The following is a 19119-nucleotide window of genomic DNA, read 5'->3' on the forward strand; positions in this document are numbered from 1 at the left end:
TAGCCCATTGTCAAACTAAACCCATTCTGGTAGGTTTTTTGCCATGAAAAATCGCGAAAAAGCAAAGCTGCTCAAGAGGATTCTGGACAGTCAGGGCCTTCGCTCGTTATCGCCTCTTGCCATCAAGTTGGTTGAACTCGCTGCGGACGACCGGAGCTCTGCACGGGATTTGGCCGCAATCATTGAACAGGACCCTGGTCTGGCTACGCGGCTTCTGAGATTAGTTGGCAGCGCTTTTTTTGCTCGGCCACAGCCGGTCGCCTCTATCTCCCAGGCAGTTGTCCTGGTAGGTTTCAAGAGGGTGCGCATCATGGGTTTAACCCTTTCTCTGCGGGACACATTTCCCATGGGCGGGACAGAGGGCATGGACTACAATCATTTCTGGAAGACCTCTTTGTATCGAGCGCTCATTGCACATGATTTTGCCCAGTGCGCGCAGCCACGCAGCCTCGATCCGGGAGAAGCCTTTGTGGCGGGCTTGATCCTGGAAATCGGCATGCTCATGCTTTACCATGCGGCTTGTCCCGAGGAGATGAGGAAGAGCTTTCCTGGCGGGAATCTGCCCCTGGAAAAGGCCGTTTCCTGGGAGGAGAAAAATCTGGGTGTCAACCACAGGGAGGTAGGGAGCCTCATTCTGCGACGCTGGCGGTTTTCAGCCGATCTGGTGGATAGCCAGAGTTATTTCGGGACGGGGGCCATTGAGGCAGACAAGCCGATTCTGTGCAGGGTGGTGGAGCTGGCAAGGAGAGCAACGGAAATCGTATTCGGTCAAACCGCGGATTTGCATGAGCTGCAAAGGCTGGCTCAAGACCTCCTGAAGTTGGAACCGCAGGGGGTGAACGTCATTCTGTCAGAGGCATTTGATAAGGTTGAAGACTTGGCCGAGCAACTCCTTATCGAGGTTGATTCACAGACCGACATAGTAAGGGTAATGGAAAACGCAAATCAGGCCCTCGGTCGGATAAACGCCTCCATGGACACCTCCCTTCAGGGGCTTTTGGACCAGGTGGGTCGGTATGACCGATCACTGAACCGGATATCTGAGGAGATGAGCCAAAGCCGCAGAGATATCCTTCAAAACACTCTGGACGCGGTGGCCCACGAGATTCGCAACCCACTGCTTGCCATCGGGGGCTTTGCCAGGAGGCTCGCACACCAGGCCGGCGCAGAAGATCATGGCAGGCAATATGCCAAAATCATTGCCGAAGAGTCTATACGGCTGGAGCGCATCTTAAAGGAGATCCTGGAATATACACGAGCTTACGAGCCCACTTTTGCCGAGAAAGACCTTGTTAGAGTAACAGACAAGATCCTTGATGAATTTCGAGATCTCTTCCACGAAAAAGGCATCGACGTGGTCAGGCATTTTCCTGAAGAACCGGTCCGGGTCCCTGTGGACACGGACGGAATTTCCAGGGTGTTGCGACAGCTTGTGAAGAACGCCATTGGCATGATTGGTCAAGACGGTGGCGCTGTAGCCGTGACCGTTCAACCCTTCCGGCAAACCAGACAAGTATGCATCGGCATTTCTGACAACGGGCGCCCCATGCCGGATGACATACGAGATGCCTTAGAGGAGTCGAATCCTTCCACCAAGACCTTTAGCGTCGGCCTGGGTCTTCCCATGGCACGAAAAATCATAGAAGCTCACAATGGCAGAATTGAGTTGGAAATCCAGGATGGCGTGGGAAATAGCGTGAGGTTTTTCCTTCCGATGTTGCAGTCTCATTGATTTTCTGATTCAGAAATACCCCGGCTGTTGATGTCCTTGCTTTCAAGTTTTTCAGCTCAGATGCCGATAATACCTGAAAGGAAGGAGACCGCTGAAATGTTTAAATTTAAGACCATTACCCGTTCAACGTACCTTGTTATCTGCCTTGGGGTTTTTGTTGGATGCATGAGCACTGATCATTATGTCAAACAAGATGCAAAATTTTCTCGATTCAAACGGGCGGCTGTCCTGCCATTTGCTCCTCCACCTGAAGTGCCGAAGGAACAAGCATCCGGCATCTGTGAAGGCGTGGCTGATATTGTTGCCACGCAGCTCCTGAAAAAAGGATGGGACGTGGTAGAGCGTGCCCGCGTGCAAGCGATCTTTGAGGAGCGCAATCTTGAAATAAGCGAGTTCCCGGTAGGAACCAATCTCGACAAAGTGCGTCAGCTGTTGGCGGTCGATTGTTTTGTGACCGGGTCCATAACGGAGTGGCGTGAATTCATAGCCTTTCGTAATGACGGTGGTGTCGGGATTACCATAAAAATCTATGACGGCTACACAGGTCAATTAGTGTGGTCAGGCTCCGGCAATAGCACTGTAACTTTGCTTGATGATAAACGACAGAGCTATCATGCCCAGAGAATCATAAAAGACCTTTGCAACAACATTCCTGCTGGCTAGAAAACGGTTTAATGATATGAAAGAACACAACCACACTGATCATGACTATGAGATGCGTCAACGTTTCGCCGAGCAAACTGCAAAGCTCTGGGAAGAATGTAAGAAAAAGGAGGAGCGTGACTGGCTGCGCGTAGGGGAGGCCCTCACGGATATGCACCTCCAAGATGATCGGTCTAAGGCAACTTCCCAATAGCTTGGTTTCCCCCCACGGAGAACGAACTACCCGGGTTCTTTGATGAGCTACGAAAAAAGGAGCGGATGCGTTTCCAGAAAATAGATCTCCAAACGTTTTTGATAGCCCTCTTGTAACACCTTGATCATTTCAGGAAACCCGTAATCCGTAGCGCCTATCCTGCGCACTGGCAGGGCCTCAATGACCGAGTTGGTGACAAAGGCCCCGTCAAATCGGTTCAGATCTGCCGGCGTCACCTTCGATTCGGTCAAGGAGACGCCAATCCTCCTGGCAACCTTTATGATCTGCTTGCGTGTTATACCTGGAAGGAGGCCTGCATCTACCGGCGGTGTATTGATCCTCCCTTTGTTCAAGAAGAACACGTTAGTGACACTCCCCTCAGTAATCTCGCCACGTTCGTTCGTAAAGAGGGCATCAAACAACCCCTCCTCTCTGGCCCAGTTGAAAACAAAGATGTTTTCCAGGTAGGAAGTTGTCTTGAACCTTACCAAAGGAGACTGAGAAAATCTCTGAAAAGGGGCCAAGGCCAGCTTGACCCCTGAATCCTGCCAGGCCCGGATCCCGTGCAATGGCTCCCAGGTTGTCTGGAAAGCTGTTTTTTCCACACTGTGATCTCCATAGGAGATCAGGTTGAGCCGAAGGCGGGCCTCTGTGCCGGCTGGAATTTCCTTTAGGGCCAGTATCAATGCATCCATAGCTTTTTTTCTAGAGAAGGGGAGGGCGAAAAAGCGGCACCCGTCGGTCATGCGGTCCAAATGATCCTCTACAAAGGCGACCTTTCTGCCTGCATAGACGCGAAACGTCTCAAAGAGGCCTTCACCAAAAAAGAGAGTTCGGTTTTTCATCTATAATTCGATTCCAATTGCCATCATGGAAGCTTTTGCCTTGAGGATACTCTCCTCATATTCTCCTTCAGGGTCTGAATCAGCCACGATACCCCCTCCCACCCCGAGGACACCCTGTCCGTCCCATAGTTCAAGAGTTCGAATCGCTACGTTCAGGGTCATTTTATCCTGAAAAAAATATCCAATCGTTCCACAATACACGCCTCGTTGATGGGGTTCCAGTTTATAAATGATCTCCATGGTCCTTTTTTTAGGGGCGCCCGTAATAGAGCCTGGCGGAAAGGTGGCGCGGATGATGTCGGACATCGAAGTGTCATTTCTAACCCTGCCAGTCACGTAAGAAACCATTTGATAGACGGTGTCGTAGGCCTCCACGACATACAGTCTGGGCACCTCCACAGAACCGAATTCGGAGAACCTTCCCAAATCGTTTCTCATGAGATCCACGATCATGGTGTTTTCAGCTCTATCTTTCTCGCTTTTTTTGAGTTCCTGCCGCAATCTCCTGTCTGTAGAGGCATTACTCGATCTTCTTCTCGTTCCCTTCATCGGCTTGCTCAAGATCTTATTTTTTTTGAGGCGCAAAAAAAGTTCCGGGCTTCCGGAAATAACCAGACCATCTCCCAAGTTGATGAAGGCCGCATAGGCGACCGGCTGGATCTCCCTCAAGTGCAAGTACAGATCAAAGATGTCTCCCCGGCAGGTGAAATAGACCCTCTGGGTGTAGTTGATCTGATAAACATCTCCTTTCCTTATATGATCGAGTACGTGGCGGACATTTTCAAGATAGGTGGCTTTGCTTTGATTGAATCCTATTATTTTGCCCGTACAGGGCCTGCTGTTTTCATAACGAGAGGCAGGTAGGGCAGGGCGTTCGTCTCTGTGCCAGCAGGACCAGCTCTTTTGGAAATGATCAAATACGAGGACTTGAGGGTAGGCCCCAAGGTAGATGTCAGGAAGTGCTCTGTCCTTGCCGCCAGGCCTTGGCAGGTTTTCTATCCACTGACAGGCTTCGTACCCTATGTAACCGGCTACAAAGTAGACTTGTGCATTGGATGATATGAAACCAAAGAAATCATCCTTCTTAAGGCCCGTGATATCTCCGCTAAGCACCTTTTCCGGCTTCCAGGCAATAAAGGAATATCGGTTGGTAAAGGAAGGCTTCTGAGTTTCTAAAAAGATGGCGCCCGGTTTATGACAGACGGATCTGAAGACCTGACAGGGACCGGCTTTGATTGTCAAGCGCGTTTTTTCCATAGATAGATATACAATTTGGGATTGCGGATTGTGCAATTAAGATCCCAAATCCAAAATTGTCAATAGAGCACCGGGGCGCTATCGCGAAAAATTCTTGACCGCCCCAATCCCTGTCTCTGGTTCGACTTTAACCGCGCAAACCTTGTATTCGGGTATCTTCGAAACCGCATCAAGGGTATCAATGGTCAGAAGATTTGCGGCGGCCTCTTTGAAGTGAAAAGGGATAAAGACAAGCCCTTGTGGGCAACTTGTAGTCAGATGGGCCCTGACAACCAGTTGCCCGCGGCGAGAGGAAACTCTTACCATCCAGCCTTCTTCAATATTGCACGTCTCAGCATCTTTAGGATGGATTTTCAATAACGGCTCTGAACATAGCAAATTCAGGTCCCGTACCCTCCGGGTCATTGTGCCGCTGTTATAGTGTTGCAGTACACGTCCTGTGGAGAAAAAAAATGGATAGGTGTCATTCGGCAGTTCGCCGGGCGGAATGAATTCTGTCGGATGAAATAGCCCCATGCCCCTGGTAAACGTGTCCTTGTGAAGGTATGGTGTGCCTGGATGATCTCTCGTCGGGCAAGGCCACTGAAGCCCCTGTTTTTCCAGGCGATCATAATAAATCCCACCATAATTCGGAGTGAGGCCGGCGATTTCTTCCATGATTTCTCCGGGGGATAGATAGTTCATCCGGTAGCCCATCGTCCGGGCAAGTTCGCAAATGATCTGCCAGTCCGACTTGGCCTGGCCCACCGGAGTAAATGCCTGTCTTACCCTCTGGATACGCCTTTCTGTGTTGGTAAAGGTACCTTCCTTTTCGGCAAAACTCGCTGCGGGAAGTACTACGTTGGCAAGCTTGGCCGTCTCGGTCATGAATATGTCTTGCACGACCAAAAACTCCAGACTATCTAAGGCAGCCTTCACTTCGTTGGAGTTAGGGTCGCTTATGACCGGGTTTTCCCCAACAACATATAGACCCTTGATCTTCCCCTTGAGTGCGGCAGGCCACATCTCTGTAACGGCTAACCCTGGCTCAGGAGAGATTTTTACCTCCCAATCCTGCTCAAACTTCTCAATTACCCGTTGGTCAGAGAGGCTCTGGTACCCTGGCAACACATTTGGAAGCGCTCCCATATCACAGGCTCCCTGGACATTATTCTGCCCACGGAGGGGGTTTACCCCTCCTCCCTCGATCCCCACATTCCCGCACAGCATGGCCAGATTGGCAATGGACTTCACATTATCAGTCCCTGCCGCATGCTGGGTAATCCCCATTGCATACACGATAGAAGCAATCTCGGCCTCGGCATAGAGGCGGGCAGCCTTCTTGAGATCCCGGGCAGGGATGCCTGTGATCTTTTCCACAAACTCGGGATCGTATTTTGTGACGCTTTCTTTCAAGGCATCAAAGTTTTCTGTCCTCTTCTCCACATAGGACCTGTCCCACAACTGTTCCTGAATAATGACGTGCATCAGGCCGTTAAGCCAGGCCACATCTGTGCCTGGTCTGGGCCGAAGCCAGACATCGGCGTATTTCATAAGTTCTAGCTCACGAGGGTCTACCACGATAAGTCTTGCTCCGTTCCGGGAGACTGCGCGCCTGATGTGGAGGTCCACTATGGGATGGTTCTCTGTCGGGTTGCTGCCGGTAAGTAGAATAACACACGCCTTTTCTATTTCCATCATAGAATTGGTCATCGCTCCACTACCAAAGGCGGCGGCCAGACCGGCCACGGTCGAGGCATGTCAGAGTCGCGCGCAATGATCCACATTGTTCGTCCCGATCACAGCTCGCATGAACTTTTGCATGAGGTAGTTTTCCTCATTAGTGCACTTAGCAGAACTCAAGCAGGCCAAAACCTGTGGGCCGCATCTTTCCTTCAATTCCAAAAACTTTTGGGAGACCAATGACAGCGCTTCCTCCCAGGTTGCTTCAACGAAATACTCACCTTTTCGCACAAGAGGATGCGTGAGACGGTCTTTATGATGGAGAAAATCGTATCCGAATCGCCCCTTGACACACGTGTTTCCAAAATTCGGGGCATGGGAAGGATCTGATGTCACCTCCACCAGGGATTCCCCGTTCACGTTCAGTGTCAGATTGCAGCCGCACCCGCAATATGCGCAAACGGTCCTTGTCTGCTTCAATCGATCAGAAGGAACAGGAAGCGTGACGCACTTTTTTACCAGGGCGCCTGTGGGGCAACTGTCCACACATTTTCCGCAAGACGTACAGCTTTCGTTTATCCTGATCGTAATGTCCAAAGGGAGGTCATTGTCATCGAATTGAGATGCATTCACTTCCATTGCCTGAAATTCACAATTACTTCTGCAGCGCTGGCAAAAGATACACTTGTTGGGATCAATCGTGATAAGAGGATGGCTATCGTCTATCGCATACTTGAGACGTTTTTCCGTTCCCAAGACAGAGAGATCCGCACCATATTCCATGGCAAGCCTTCTGAGTTCACATTTGGGAAGAGCCACACAGCCGCAACCCAGACATCGTCCCGCCTCTCGAAGGGCCATATCCTCGGAAAAGCCAAGCGTATATTCGATAAAACTCCGGATACGTATGTTGGGAGGACGCTCGGGGATCTGTTCACTCGGCTCGATTTGAATCCCAGCGAAATTCTTAAGATCTACCTCATCAAGGTTCCCTCCCCTGGTAACGTTAAGCTCTGTTTGAGCAGGTCTTATCTCATTCCCGGTAAGGTAGAGATGGATCGAATCGGTAGCTCTCCGACCGGCAGCAACTGCCTTAACGACCGTTCTTGGACCGCTAACCACGTCCCCACCGGCAAAAACCCCTTTTACGCTAGTTTGAAAAGTGTCCGGGTCTACAATGATCCTATCTTTTTGAGATATAGCGAGTTCACCAATTTTACCTTCAGTAGAAAACAATGAGACGTCAGGCCTCTGACCGATTACAGAAAAAACATTATCCACTTCAAAAATAGCCTCAGAACCAGAAATGGGAACAGGATAACGTCGTCGTCCGTCCTTTTCCGGTTCGCTGAGTCGGGTTCGAAGTACTTCAATTTTCAGGCGCCCATCCTCTGTCATAATCCTTGAAGGAGTTGCCACGAAAAAAAAGCGCACCCCCTCTGCTTCTGCTTTCCTGACCTCCTGCTCCCTGGCGGGCAGCTCCAGCCGGCTGCGCCGGTAGATGATGGTTACTTCTTCAGCCCCTATTCTCAGGCAGGTCCGCGCCACATCCATGGCCGAGTTTCCCCCTCCGATCACAGCCACCCTTTTACCTATACTGACATCTTTGCCGGCAGCTACGTTTTTCAGGAACTCCAATCCGGAAACGACCCCTTCCAGATCTTCCCCCTCCACCCCCATATTTATTTCGCGCCATGCTCCTATGCCGACAAAAATCGCACCAAAGCCTTCCTCACTCAGAGTTTCCAGAGTAAAGTCCTTTCCCAGCCGCTGTCCGGTCCTAACGCTAATACCGGTTTGAAGAATATTTCTTATTTCCAGATCCAGGATCTTCTTGGGGAGTCGGTACTCTGGTATGCCATAACGGAGCATCCCGCCTAGTTTGGGCATCGCCTCAAGGATTGTAACCGCATGACCCTTTCGGGCCAGATAGTAGGCTGCTGACAGTCCTGCAGGTCCACCGCCAATGACGGCCACACGATGTCCGGTGGACGCCAAAGGACCAAGAATATCTCTTTGTTCAGCATGCAACGCATAGTCTGCAACAAATCGCTTGAGGTGATTTATAGTCACAGGCTCGTCAACCAGCATCCGGCGACACATGTCCTGACAAGGGTGGGGGCAGATTCTGCCTGTCGATAACGGAAGGGGATTCTTCTCCTTGATGAGCCTGAGCGCCTCAAGATATTGCCCACGGCCGATCAGGCTGACATACCCCTGGATATTTATGTTGGCCGGGCAGGAAAAGGAACAAGGGGAGATACAGTCTCCATAGTGCCGGGAGAGTTTTAGTTCCAAGATATGTTTGCGGTGTGCTCGAACAGGATCACTCTTGGTGCTTACAATCATGCCGTGTTCCACCGGCGTGGAACAGGCTCGCACGAGGGCTTTTTCCCCCTCAATTTCAACAGCGCATATTTGACATGGATGATCCGCCTGATGCGAACATAAGGTGGGGATATTAATACCGGCATGCGAGGCGGCATCGAGAATGGTCGTGCCAGGTTCAACCCACACGGTTTGACCATCGATCCTGACTTGCACACTATTCGTCACTTGGACTCCGAACAGTTAGCTAGTTTCCATCCATAAATGGCCCTTTTTTCTCTGAGCGGCGTTCTCCGCGGGTTGTGCGCCTGCGGCTTGAGAACAGTACGCCTGCGACGTACGAAAAGTACGTCTCGGCATAAACCCTTGTGCGGCCTTGCGGCTTCGCCAAGGCTACGCCGGCACAAGTGCTCAGAGAAATCCGCCTCAGGCGGACTGAATTGGAAACATACGCCACTGCCTTTTGATTTGAAAACCATTCGTCGATGGGCACTAGCTATTCAGCAAAGGAGTTCTTCACATCCCTGGCAACGACTCATAACCCCAGCCATGAATCGGTATAGAGGGAATGCCCCAAAAGCACCCTTGCGGTTTTCACATACTCCTTAGCTTCCTTGCTGAGGTTTTCCATGATCGGATCGTTCCCGTCAACCACTTGATGAACCAAGGCTGTGATTTCTGGCAGCTTGCCCCGTGCGATCTTGTGCTGATCCTTGTCAAAGGCGTCCACGATACATGATTTCATCCCGAACTTTTCGAGCATGATCATATAAGTCCGATTCAGGATGGGCCGAAGATGGTCAGGTGCGCCATTTGAGACGTTAGACAGCCCACAAGTGGATTTGCACCCAGGAGCCAGCACTTCTGCTATCATAGCCAGCTCTGACATGAACTGATTACATTCCAGCAGTTGATTCTGCTGGACATTGACAGGCGTTATAATCGGATCGACCCATATATCTTCTCCTGCCACACCAGCCTCCACAGCCCTCTGGAGTATATCGGCAGCCAGGACTCCGCGCTCTGCCGCGTCCCTGGGCATCCCTTCGGGCCCCCAAAGCAGTGCCACCATGCCCGCATCATATCTGGTAACCATCGGGATCTGTTGCTCCATCCTTTCAGGGCGACACATGATAGAATTTATCACTGCCTTTCCCAGTCTGTTCTCATAAACCTTGAGGCCAGCTTCAACAGCCTTCGCATTCGTGGTGTCGAGATATAGGGGCAGGTCAACGACTTCCTGGATGGTTTTCACCATCCACTCCATCAATTCCTCCCCGCCCTTTCTGGCAGGGCCCAGATTGATATCTATGTAATCCACCCCAGCTTCTGCTTCAGCCACGGCCAGCCCTTGGATGGGCTTTGGGTCCCTCTCCTTGATGGCCTGCCCGATTCTCTTGACCATAACATTCAGATTTTCACCGATCAGAATCATGAAACCCCCTAGCGATTGAATATTGATGATTGATGATTGATGAATTAGGAATCAAGCGATTCCTTTCAAAATAGTCAATCTACAATCAAAAATCGTCAATTCTAAGCCTGCCACTCCCTGAGATAGGCGGGGATGTGGGCCGACTCTCTTGGCCCCACCATGACCTCCCAGTCGCCCAATTCTTCTTCCAGGTCCCCTGAGATGGCAGCTGCATAGCCTGGTATGATCACCTTTTTATGATTCACCTTGTCTGCTATGCCACACTTTTTTATGGACATGCCGACGGCATCTCCTACGAATTTTCCGGCAGCCCAGGCCGTAAGCACTGAAAGGCCTTCTGTGTCTACAACGACTAACCATGCAGGAATCCGGCTCGCTTCGATCTCGCCCGACACAATAAAATAGGTTAGCGAGAAATTGCAGGTCACCAGTACGGGCGAGTCCTCCTTTGGTCCTCCGATTTCGTAAATACCGGGAGATGTAGCCATGGGGCGCTGCGGGTCTGTATAGATGTTCATACGGGCCACGAGGAGCGGGAAGAGGCTATGACCTTGAAGGTCTGAAAGCACAATGATTCCACCGTATTTTGCCACAAACATGCCGGCGATCAAGGTCTCTTGCATAAGATCATCGATCATCTCGCATGGCAATGTAATGGTGGGAAAACCGAGGGGACGATGTTTCTTGACAATGGCCCCACGGCGGATAGCTATCTGGTCTTCAAAGGCCTTCCTGGTAGTACGTGCTCCAGAATCGATAACCAGGTCTTTGAGTCCGTCTTCTGTCAACTTCGTGGTCAAATCCGAAACGTCGTCGATACCGTCTCCCTTAACTGCCAAGGGACAGCCATATTCTTTGGCAAGGCCGGCCATGCTGTCCACGTTGTCCCTGGTCGCTGCATAGATGAGCGGCTTGCGATCAGCGCATACCTTAAGCCCTGCTTCCATCACGCTGGCATTCGTGGCCATGAGGATAATGCCACCGTCTGTCTCATTTTTTACCCTCGCAGTCAGGGCCTCAAACTTTCCCGTATCGCTAGAGATGGACTTTGCAGCCACAAGGTTAGCCCTCAGGATCAGCCCCACACGTTCGTATTCCAGTGTCCTGAACCGTTCAAGCCGGCCAGCCACCTCCTCGTCAGCCATCTCATCCGTGACAAGGACAGCTAGCCCAGGCGAATTCAAGAACGTCTTCTCGTGACGAAAGAGCACGGTTTCACCGCCTATCTTCAGCTTCCTGTCCCCGGTTCCAATCTCCACCACTCTGATGGGAGGTGCTGAGGCATCAGCGAGTTCTGCCTTGGTCTCTTCTGAAACATAGGGGCAAGCACCCAGCTCTGCCTTGCCCGCAGCCAGGTTCATGGCAAAGGCCAGGCAGGTTGGCACCCCGCACTCCCCGCAATTGGTCTTGGGCAAAAGTTTGTAAATCTGAATTCCTGTTAAAGCCATATTGTTCCTCCGTTGTTAGTCATCAGTGACTGGTCATTGGTTCGATGCAGGATGCCTGATGCCAGATGCCTGATAGAGGGGGCTGGCATCGGGCATCAGGTATCGGTTATTATTGGGTATTGGTCATTGATAAGTGACGGATGATAAATGACTCTACTCAAGTAACGGGTCCATGGATAGAGCCGGATGGCCCTTTTCCTCCAGAAAAGGGAGGATTTCCTCTTCGGAAGTCCCTACGGTTTCATCGGCAATCATGTCTGGCAAATCAGGGACACCAATCTCTTCCGCCAGTTTTTTCAGGCGCTCTGCAATCTCCTCCTTAAGGCGCTTTGGCATCCAAACCAGGCGCTTGATCCCGCCATCACCCACTAACCATTTTTTCTGAGTGATGTTGTACTTACCATGCCCCACAAATCCGGGCACGCTCATCCCGCCCCCGATGGTTCCGGCAAGGGTAGTAAATTTCATGCCACAGGGAGTCATCCCCACATAATCACGATCCACGGTCATGACGCCATTGCATATGGGAAGTATAGCAGCAATGCATTCGCAGCAACCGCAGGTCGTCATGGGGTCATGGACAATGCTGTAAAAATTGTAGTGATCCAGGGCCTGGCGTGAGGCCATGTACAGAAAGTCGTTACACCCTTTCCATTGTCCCAGCCTTGCATCGAGAGTTTCCCCCTTCTCTACCGGCTGGTTAGGCCCAGTGGGATTGATCTCATAGGATGCCTTGCAGTCCATCCAGTTGTAAGCACCACAAAGGCCGGTCCTCTCAGGGCTGATAATGCAAACATGATTCGGCGCAAAGGATTGGCAAAGCGTGCAGGAGTAATACGTCTCAGTAGTCTCATCAGTCATCCCTTCGATCCGGGCATCTCGATGCTGGTACACCTGCCTTGCCTTTTCCAGAATTTCTTTTACCTTTTCTTCTTCTGTATAGAGTTTGACCTGGACCTTATCAAAGATAGCACCAAAATCCTGATGGAACTTGGCATGGAGGATATCTCCGATGTGCTTGATCTTGAGGCCCTTTGCGGCGCCAGCCTTGGCCATCCTAATCCATGTAATGTCTCGCTGGCCAATGTGCATAAGACCCTGGGCGTAGTTTACAAAATGGTGAATCTGTCTTTCCAGGATCGGCTCAAAGTCTTCCTCCATTTTTCTTCCTGCAAACTCGACCACGATAGCCAGAGGAAGCCTACTCCCTTCCCGCACATCATCCACATCCGGGCCGAACAGCTCGATCTTGCCGTCTTCCACCTCGTCCATATCCTTGGTCGTAGCCCATTCCACGGCTAGCGTCCTGCCGCCGCCGCACTCCAGATAGAGATCGTTTTTACGTACCCGTTCTCCTTCAAAGGCCGGCCCGTAGGACACCGGGACGGGAACCTTTGTCACGGCGACTTTCAGCCCCCTGACCTCAATCGCTCTGGCTACCAATTCGTCGTACGGGACATTGGAGACCACGTGCTCATACGTGCAGATACCTGTGGGGAGTACTTCCGGGATCGGCGTGTCAGCAATGGTCGGAAAACCCCAGTTTATTGCACCGGCGGCATTTGCATACCATTCATCGGTTACTGTACCCAATGGCATGGCAAAGGCAAAGATACGGTCCTTGTTGTAAAAAAGAATGCCCCTAAAATCCCCTGGCTTTATTCCGCCAAAGGACATGGCCGCCCGGGTGGCAAAGCCAGCAGCAAATACGGTAGCCGTATACTCCGGCCCAAAGGAAACAAGCCGTGTGGGCCACCCGATCTGAACCCCTGCCTCGACCAACTGCTCGGACATAGTGCGGCCCTGATGATCGGCACTCATGAAGACATAGAGGTTCTTTTCCTGAAGTTCCTGGGCAAGCTGTACAGCAATCTCTATGGTCGGCGGGGCGCCAAGGATAGCTGCAAAGCCAGGGGCGGTGCCGTCAACGAATTCCACGCCGCGTTTACGCAATATCACGTCATCGGCTGCGCCCAACCAGATGTTTCCGTTTGAAGGGTCTTCCGTCTTGGTATAGAACTCCGGGGCCTCAAGATAGCGTATGGCCTCAATGATCTCTTCTGCAAAGAGTGCAGCCATCCCAGCTTCCAAGGCGGGTGCCAGATACGGGAGCCACACATGTTCGTCAACCATGGGGGGCAGCAATGACCTGCACCGCTCAAGGACCTGTTTGACATCTCCAAGGTTTTTGACAGGTATGGCTGTAATGCCAAAGATAACGGGAAGGTAATAGGCCGTGTTGGGAAAGCCGATCTCTTGATCAGGCCCCCATTTATCGATGGCTTCTTGATAGTTGCTTTGCGCCCTTTCTACGATCTTATGGGCACCCCGAATTGCTGCAGAACAAATGATTTTTGACACTTTTCAAACACCTCGTCTCTCAGATTTTGGGATTTGGAACTTCGATTTCGGATTTCTATCACCTATTTTGCATTCTGCAATCCGCATTCCGCAATTGTCTCATTCCCCACTCCGCACTCCACATTCCATTCAGTTTCCCATCAGGTCATTCATAAAACCCCTGACCAACTTAATGGCATGCGGGTGCCGCATGATCAGGATGTCGCCGCCGGCCAGAAGGAATAACATCGCTGTCATGGCCTCAAGCATAACACCCCTCTTTTCAGGATCTCCCAACAAGGGGGCCTCCTGTTGGCTCACTTTTGCCTCTTTGATCTTCCAGACCTCTTTGGACAGGTTACACACTATCGGAAACTGGAGCCTTTCATCTTTCTGTGTGAGAGCAGCCATGCGCACCCTCTCCATGACAGAATAACAGTATTCCAACCCGTAACCCACTGACGCCACTGTGGGGTCCACCACTATCCTTTCATCAGGAACCCCAAGGTTTCCCACCAGGATATTGAGCTGTTTGGCGAGGTTTATGTCGGTTGGTGATGAGGCGCCAATAGTGTGCTGAAAGGCAATGGCTGCCGCGCCGAGAACCTTGTAGCTTCCTTCTTCGACTGGGCCTAGAACAAGATCCTCTCCGGCACATGCCTCTGCAACCATTTTCAGAACCTCTGTATCCTTTTCCAGGTTGCTACTGCCCCATATGATGAGAGGGACATCTATGGCAGCCGCCACTCTCTTGGTGGTTTCCACGGCTTGCTCTGCCGGTGCGTTCTGGGCATTGGGATCTGTGCTGACAAGCTGCAGGGCCACCATTTCTGCCCCGTACGATGCCACACATTTTTGGGCCCATGCGGCAGGGTCGTGGACAACATCAGCAAAGGGGGCCAACGCCGCCTCGGGCCACTCCTCAGGTGGTGCATCACATACCTCCATGGCTATCCTCGGCATATGAGTCATATTTCCCTCAAACAGGTAGAATGGATAGCAGGTCTCTCCGCCCACGGTCACGCGGCCTGGTTCTTTTCCCAGAGCAATTTCCCTGATGGCTCCGTTGTAAGATATCCTTGGTATCTCAAATGCCATGACAACTCCTTTCCATATATGATTTGTGATTGATGATTGGCTGTTTAAGGATCAAGATCTCCCTCTTGCCCCTGGTGGATCAATCCTCAACTGTGAACTTTCAATCATCAATCCTCTACACTCCGGCTTCATCCAGAATAAGTGGTATCTTGCTCTCCCAGCCAAGGGCCATGATATGAGCACCATCGCAAAGATCCTTCATCCCCTTGATCAAGCCAACAGCTATCTCCATACTGGCCTGGGCCTTGTCCTCAGCACCCTTTAGTTCCTTGATTAGGGATTCCGGAACGAATACGCCGGCTACGTTCTTGTTCATATAACGGGCCATACCGACTGACTTGAGTAGAATAATACCCCCCAGCACCTTTGTATCAAATCCCTTAATGCGTTTCATGAATTTTTCAAAGGCGTCCAAGTCATAGACGCCCTGGGTCTGAAAAAACCTGGCGCCTGCCTCGATCTTTTTCTCCATTTTCATGATTTGAAGATCCATAGCAGCCTCGTTATCTGCACCAGGGTTTACCACTGCCCCGGCAAGAAAGTCGGGCTTTCCCTTCAATTCGTTACCGACCATGTCATATCCTGAATTAAGCCTTCCTATCACATCCAGAAGTGACACCGAGTCCAGGTCAAAAACAGGCTTTGCCCCAGGATGATCCCCCAGGGTCGGATAGTCCCCGGTGAGCGAAAGCACGTTTCTGATCCCAAGCACCCAGCCGCTCAGCAGGTCCGACTGCAGAGCAAGCCTATTCCGGTCCCTGCAAGTGACTTGAAAAACAGGATCGACTCCCATATCTGTCAGCAGATGACAAAAGGCCATAGAGCCGAGACGCATGACCGAACTCTGCAAGTCAGTGACATTAATGGCATCCATGCGATCCTTGATAATCGCAGCATTTTTCAACAGGTGCTCCACGTCGGTTCCTTTGCCAGGTCCGACCTCAGCGGTCACGAGAAACTTCCCTGATTCTAAGGCTTGTCTGAAATTCATGGTAGCACCTCTTCTATGTGGCTTCGACCTCCCGTAAATCTTCTCTAATTACAATGCCAGGGCGAATGCGCCAGTCCTTGACCTGTGGCTTTTCCTTCAGATAATGCAACATGTTCAAACGCTTTAGAGCATGGTAGATCTGCTGCCAGGCACATGGACGATCCTTGGAGACTTCACATCTTCCCTCTGACGCGCCGCCGCAGGGCCCATTCAGGAGTCCCTTGGCGCAGCGGGTCACAGGGCAGATCCCACCGGTTCTCCACAGGATGCAGTCGCCGCATGCCGTGCACATCTCAGTCCAGACGCCCGGTTCTTCTTTGATGCCTATGAAACGGGTATTTAGCGCTGGCAAGACAGGCTTTTCCGGAAACCGACTGGCAACGGCCTGAACGCCATTGCCGCAGGCCATTGAAAGAATGGCCTCTGTGTCATGAATCTTTTTTTCCAGACGGTCGATAAACTTCATAGAGCACTGTCGAGGGATGTTGGTTTTTTCTATGAGCCTATCCTTGTTTTCAGAATAGAGTGCCTCAGCAAGCTTGTTGACCTCATCGGGTCCGCCGGCTGAGCAGAACGTCATGCACGTACCACACCCTACTAACAGGAGCTTGCCGTATGGGGCGATCATATCCTGTATTTCTGCAAACGGTTTCTGTTCAGCAATGATCATGAAATACCTCCAAACCCTATTCTTCCACCGGCAATGATACGATAAATGTCGTACCCTTTCCGACTTCACTTTCCATGTGGACTGAACCGTTGTGGGCATCCAGAATCCCTTTGACGATCGACAGCCCAAGGCCTGAGCCAGTTACACGCCTGGTTTGTTCCGTCTTGATGCGATAGAATCTCTCAAAAACCCGGTCAATATCTTCTGGCGGAATTCCTATGCCGGTGTCAGCCACCTTGAATCGTATGTCTTTTCCCGCCTTGTTGAGGACCACCTGCACATTCCCACCCTTTGGGGTGTATTTGATGGCATTGCTGATAAGGTTAACAAAGACCGCCTCTATGCCGCCCCTGTCGCCACTGAACGATGGGATTTCTTCCTCAATTTCGGACTTCATGCTAATGCCTTTCTCTTCAGCAGACAGGCGCATAAGCTCAACGGTTCGCTGCAAGATCTCCGTCAGGTCCAGGCTTTCAATCTTCTGGATCGATTTGCCCTCCTGAATACGCCTATAGTCCAGGATGTCGTTGACCAAGGTAATCATTCCCTTGGTCTTTTCCTTGGCCTTCCCGAGCAGATCTGTCTGTTTAGAAGTAAGAGCCCCGGCCAGTCCGTCATGAATTACAGAAACCTGCATCAGCAGGGAGCTCAAAGGAGCCTTGAGTTCGTGGGAGACCATAGAGAGAAAATCGGCCCTCAGTTTATCCATTGCGCTAATCCCCGTGACGTCATGAAAGAGGCATACCGCACCAACTACCGTCCCTTCTCCATTCTTCACAGGGTCTACATGTACACGAAACGATTTTTCTTGCACCTTGACCACGGGTTCTTCGCCGGCCATCAAAGGAGCCAAGGAACTGTCCGATTGAATTGCACGCAATATAAACGATAACAACTCATCCGACTCAATGCACTCTGAAACGGGACGCCCCAGCGTCTTTGCCTCCTTCAAGCCAAACAGGCTTGCGGCTTTCTCATTAAACAGTACGATGTCCGTCTGCCAATCCGCCACTACGAGAGCGTCGGCAAGGCTGTTGAGGATCGCGAGAAGATTCTCTTCACGGCCCGGTTTACTTAAGGTGGCCTGCCTTTGCCGTCTCAGCACCCTCAGTTGCCGCCTGAGCCTGAAGGCCTCTATGGCCCGATTCATCTTTGTCCAAAAGCGGTCCTTGGTAAAGCTCTTGCGGATGCAGTCGTAGGCCCCGGCATGCATTGCCTCGATGGCTTCCTCTCCACAGTTGTCAGACATGGTCATGATCAGGATTTCATGCCTGGCCTTTTGAACGATGTTGATGAGAGACATCCCGCCCCATCCGGCAAGCTCAAGGGAAAGTAGCATGATGTCCACATCTCCTGGATGTTTCTGGATGATTTCCAGTGCTTCTTCAACAGACTCGGCTGTCCGGACCCTGTGGCCTTCGTCCAGGATGAGTTGCCGGCATCTTTGTATAATGGTGATATCGTTTTCTACCACCAATACGTTTATGGTCGGCCTGATCAACATCGTCTGACTAGTTCTCGCTCAGCCAGTCCCCTACTCGCTCTGCCAACTCTTGAGATTCGACTGGTTTGGCAATGTAATCATCGGCCTCGGTCATAAGGCCCATGTGCTGGGTGTAATGCGTTTTGAACATCTCCTGGTCCACGCCCGTGAGCAGAATGACCGGGATTTTCTTCAGTTCCGGGTCTGCCTTAAGGACCACGCACACATCGTATCCGTTCATTTCAGGCATCATTACATCCAGGATGACCAGATCGGGTTTCTCGGTCCGCACCTTCTCCAGCCCCTCCTTTCCGTCATAAGCCAGTATAACTTCGTAGCCGTTACTCTCCAAAAGGAGCTTTGTTGCGTCACAAAAATCAACGTCGTCGTCAACTAACAACACCTTTTTCATGGCCACACCTATACAATTGCGGATTTTAGATTGCGGATTCTCAGAAACCCGATTCTGAGCATATTCCCGGTATTTGGTGAGTCTAACTCAACGAACTCAATAAACTCAATAAACCCAATAAACCCGATAGACCCATTATTCCTTACCAATCCTTTTAAGGATCTTCCCGACCCTTTCGAGCAATGTGGCGCTTTCGATGGGCTTTTCCACATAATCATCAACATCGAGCTGGACACCGGTTTCCAGTTCATAGCGGCGCTGGCTCACGTCCTCTCGCACTGAGCTAAGGATGATGATCGGCATACTGCCGTACTTGGCGTGCCGCGGATCTTTGAGGGCTTTGCATACTTCAAAGCCGTCCATTACGGGCATGAGGAGATCCAGGATGAGCAAATCCGGTTGCTCTTCTTTCAGCTTTACCAGGCACTTCTCGCCGTTCTCAGCCGTGACCACCGTGTAGCCGCCAGCCTCCAATATCATCTGCAAGGTTTCCCGCATATCAGGATCGTCGTCAACGACCAGGATCTTGGCACTTGTTCCCATGGTACACCCCCTATCATTT

The 19119-nt window shown here is 51.3% G+C and carries 15 protein-coding genes and 1 pseudogene; 3 read left to right on the forward strand and 13 right to left on the reverse strand.

Features of this window, described 5'->3' with window-relative positions; all coding sequences use genetic code 11:
• Positions 1-43: 43 nt before the first annotated feature.
• The 3 genes from JW883_05000 to JW883_05010 all read left to right on the forward strand — a co-directional run bounded on the left by JW883_05000 (position 44) and on the right by JW883_05010 (position 2588).
• The gene (locus JW883_05000; protein MBN1841627.1) at positions 44-1732 is read left to right on the forward strand and encodes an HDOD domain-containing protein; all 1689 of its coding nucleotides are present in this window, start codon (positions 44-46) and stop codon (positions 1730-1732) included.
• Positions 1733-1828: 96 nt separating this feature from the next.
• The gene (locus JW883_05005; protein ID MBN1841628.1) at positions 1829-2395 is read left to right on the forward strand and encodes a hypothetical protein; all 567 of its coding nucleotides are present in this window, start codon (positions 1829-1831) and stop codon (positions 2393-2395) included.
• 16 nt (positions 2396-2411) lie between these two features.
• A complete protein-coding gene (locus JW883_05010) occupies positions 2412-2588 on the forward strand; it encodes a hypothetical protein (protein MBN1841629.1) in 177 nt (58 codons plus the stop codon).
• 47 nt (positions 2589-2635) lie between these two features.
• Here the strand turns inward: JW883_05010 and JW883_05015 are convergent, their stop codons facing one another.
• From JW883_05015 to JW883_05075, 13 genes and pseudogenes are all read right to left on the reverse strand, one after another.
• On the reverse strand, positions 2636-3433 hold the full coding sequence (locus JW883_05015; protein MBN1841630.1) for an aminotransferase class IV: 798 nt from the start codon (positions 3431-3433) through the stop codon (positions 2636-2638).
• Positions 3434-4675: an aminodeoxychorismate synthase component I gene (gene pabB, locus JW883_05020; protein ID MBN1841631.1), complete on the reverse strand. Its 1242-nt coding sequence runs from the start codon at positions 4673-4675 to the stop codon at positions 3434-3436. It abuts the gene before it with no gap.
• Positions 4676-4768: 93 nt separating this feature from the next.
• Entirely contained in the window at positions 4769-8701 is a 3933-nt protein-coding gene (gene fdhF, locus JW883_05025) for a formate dehydrogenase subunit alpha (GenBank protein ID MBN1841632.1), read from the reverse strand.
• A pseudogene (locus JW883_05030) lies at positions 8681-8923 on the reverse strand ((2Fe-2S)-binding protein). The gene fdhF and the pseudogene JW883_05030 overlap by 21 nt, the downstream one beginning before the upstream one ends.
• 292 nt (positions 8924-9215) lie before the next feature.
• Positions 9216-10115, reverse strand: a complete 900-nt coding sequence (locus tag JW883_05035; protein MBN1841633.1) for a dihydropteroate synthase — start codon at positions 10113-10115, stop codon at positions 9216-9218.
• Positions 10116-10216: 101 nt separating this feature from the next.
• Entirely contained in the window at positions 10217-11563 is a 1347-nt protein-coding gene (locus tag JW883_05040; protein MBN1841634.1) for an acetyl-CoA decarbonylase/synthase complex subunit gamma, read from the reverse strand.
• A gap of 153 nt (positions 11564-11716) precedes the next feature.
• Positions 11717-13924 (reverse strand): CO dehydrogenase/CO-methylating acetyl-CoA synthase complex subunit beta, encoded by a 2208-nt coding sequence (gene cdhC, locus JW883_05045; GenBank protein MBN1841635.1) that lies wholly within the window; start codon positions 13922-13924, stop codon positions 11717-11719.
• A 129-nt stretch (positions 13925-14053) separates the two neighbouring features.
• Positions 14054-15001, reverse strand: a complete 948-nt coding sequence (locus JW883_05050; protein ID MBN1841636.1) for an acetyl-CoA decarbonylase/synthase complex subunit delta — start codon at positions 14999-15001, stop codon at positions 14054-14056.
• A gap of 115 nt (positions 15002-15116) precedes the next feature.
• Positions 15117-15992 (reverse strand): methylenetetrahydrofolate reductase, encoded by an 876-nt coding sequence (locus tag JW883_05055; GenBank protein MBN1841637.1) that lies wholly within the window; start codon positions 15990-15992, stop codon positions 15117-15119.
• Between the two features lie 13 nt (positions 15993-16005).
• Positions 16006-16662 (reverse strand): methylenetetrahydrofolate reductase C-terminal domain-containing protein, encoded by a 657-nt coding sequence (locus JW883_05060; GenBank protein MBN1841638.1) that lies wholly within the window; start codon positions 16660-16662, stop codon positions 16006-16008.
• Positions 16663-16678: 16 nt separating this feature from the next.
• On the reverse strand, positions 16679-18166 hold the full coding sequence (locus JW883_05065; protein ID MBN1841639.1) for a response regulator: 1488 nt from the start codon (positions 18164-18166) through the stop codon (positions 16679-16681).
• Positions 18167-18173: 7 nt separating this feature from the next.
• A complete protein-coding gene (locus JW883_05070; GenBank protein MBN1841640.1) occupies positions 18174-18563 on the reverse strand; it encodes a response regulator in 390 nt (129 codons plus the stop codon).
• Positions 18564-18692: 129 nt separating this feature from the next.
• Positions 18693-19100 carry a response regulator gene (locus tag JW883_05075; protein ID MBN1841641.1) on the reverse strand — a complete coding sequence of 136 codons (408 nt, stop codon included), beginning with the start codon at positions 19098-19100 and terminating at the stop codon, positions 18693-18695.
• Positions 19101-19119 lie beyond the last annotated feature (19 nt).

This window comes from Deltaproteobacteria bacterium (genome assembly GCA_016930875.1).
Lineage (GTDB): Bacteria > Desulfobacterota > Desulfobacteria > Desulfobacterales.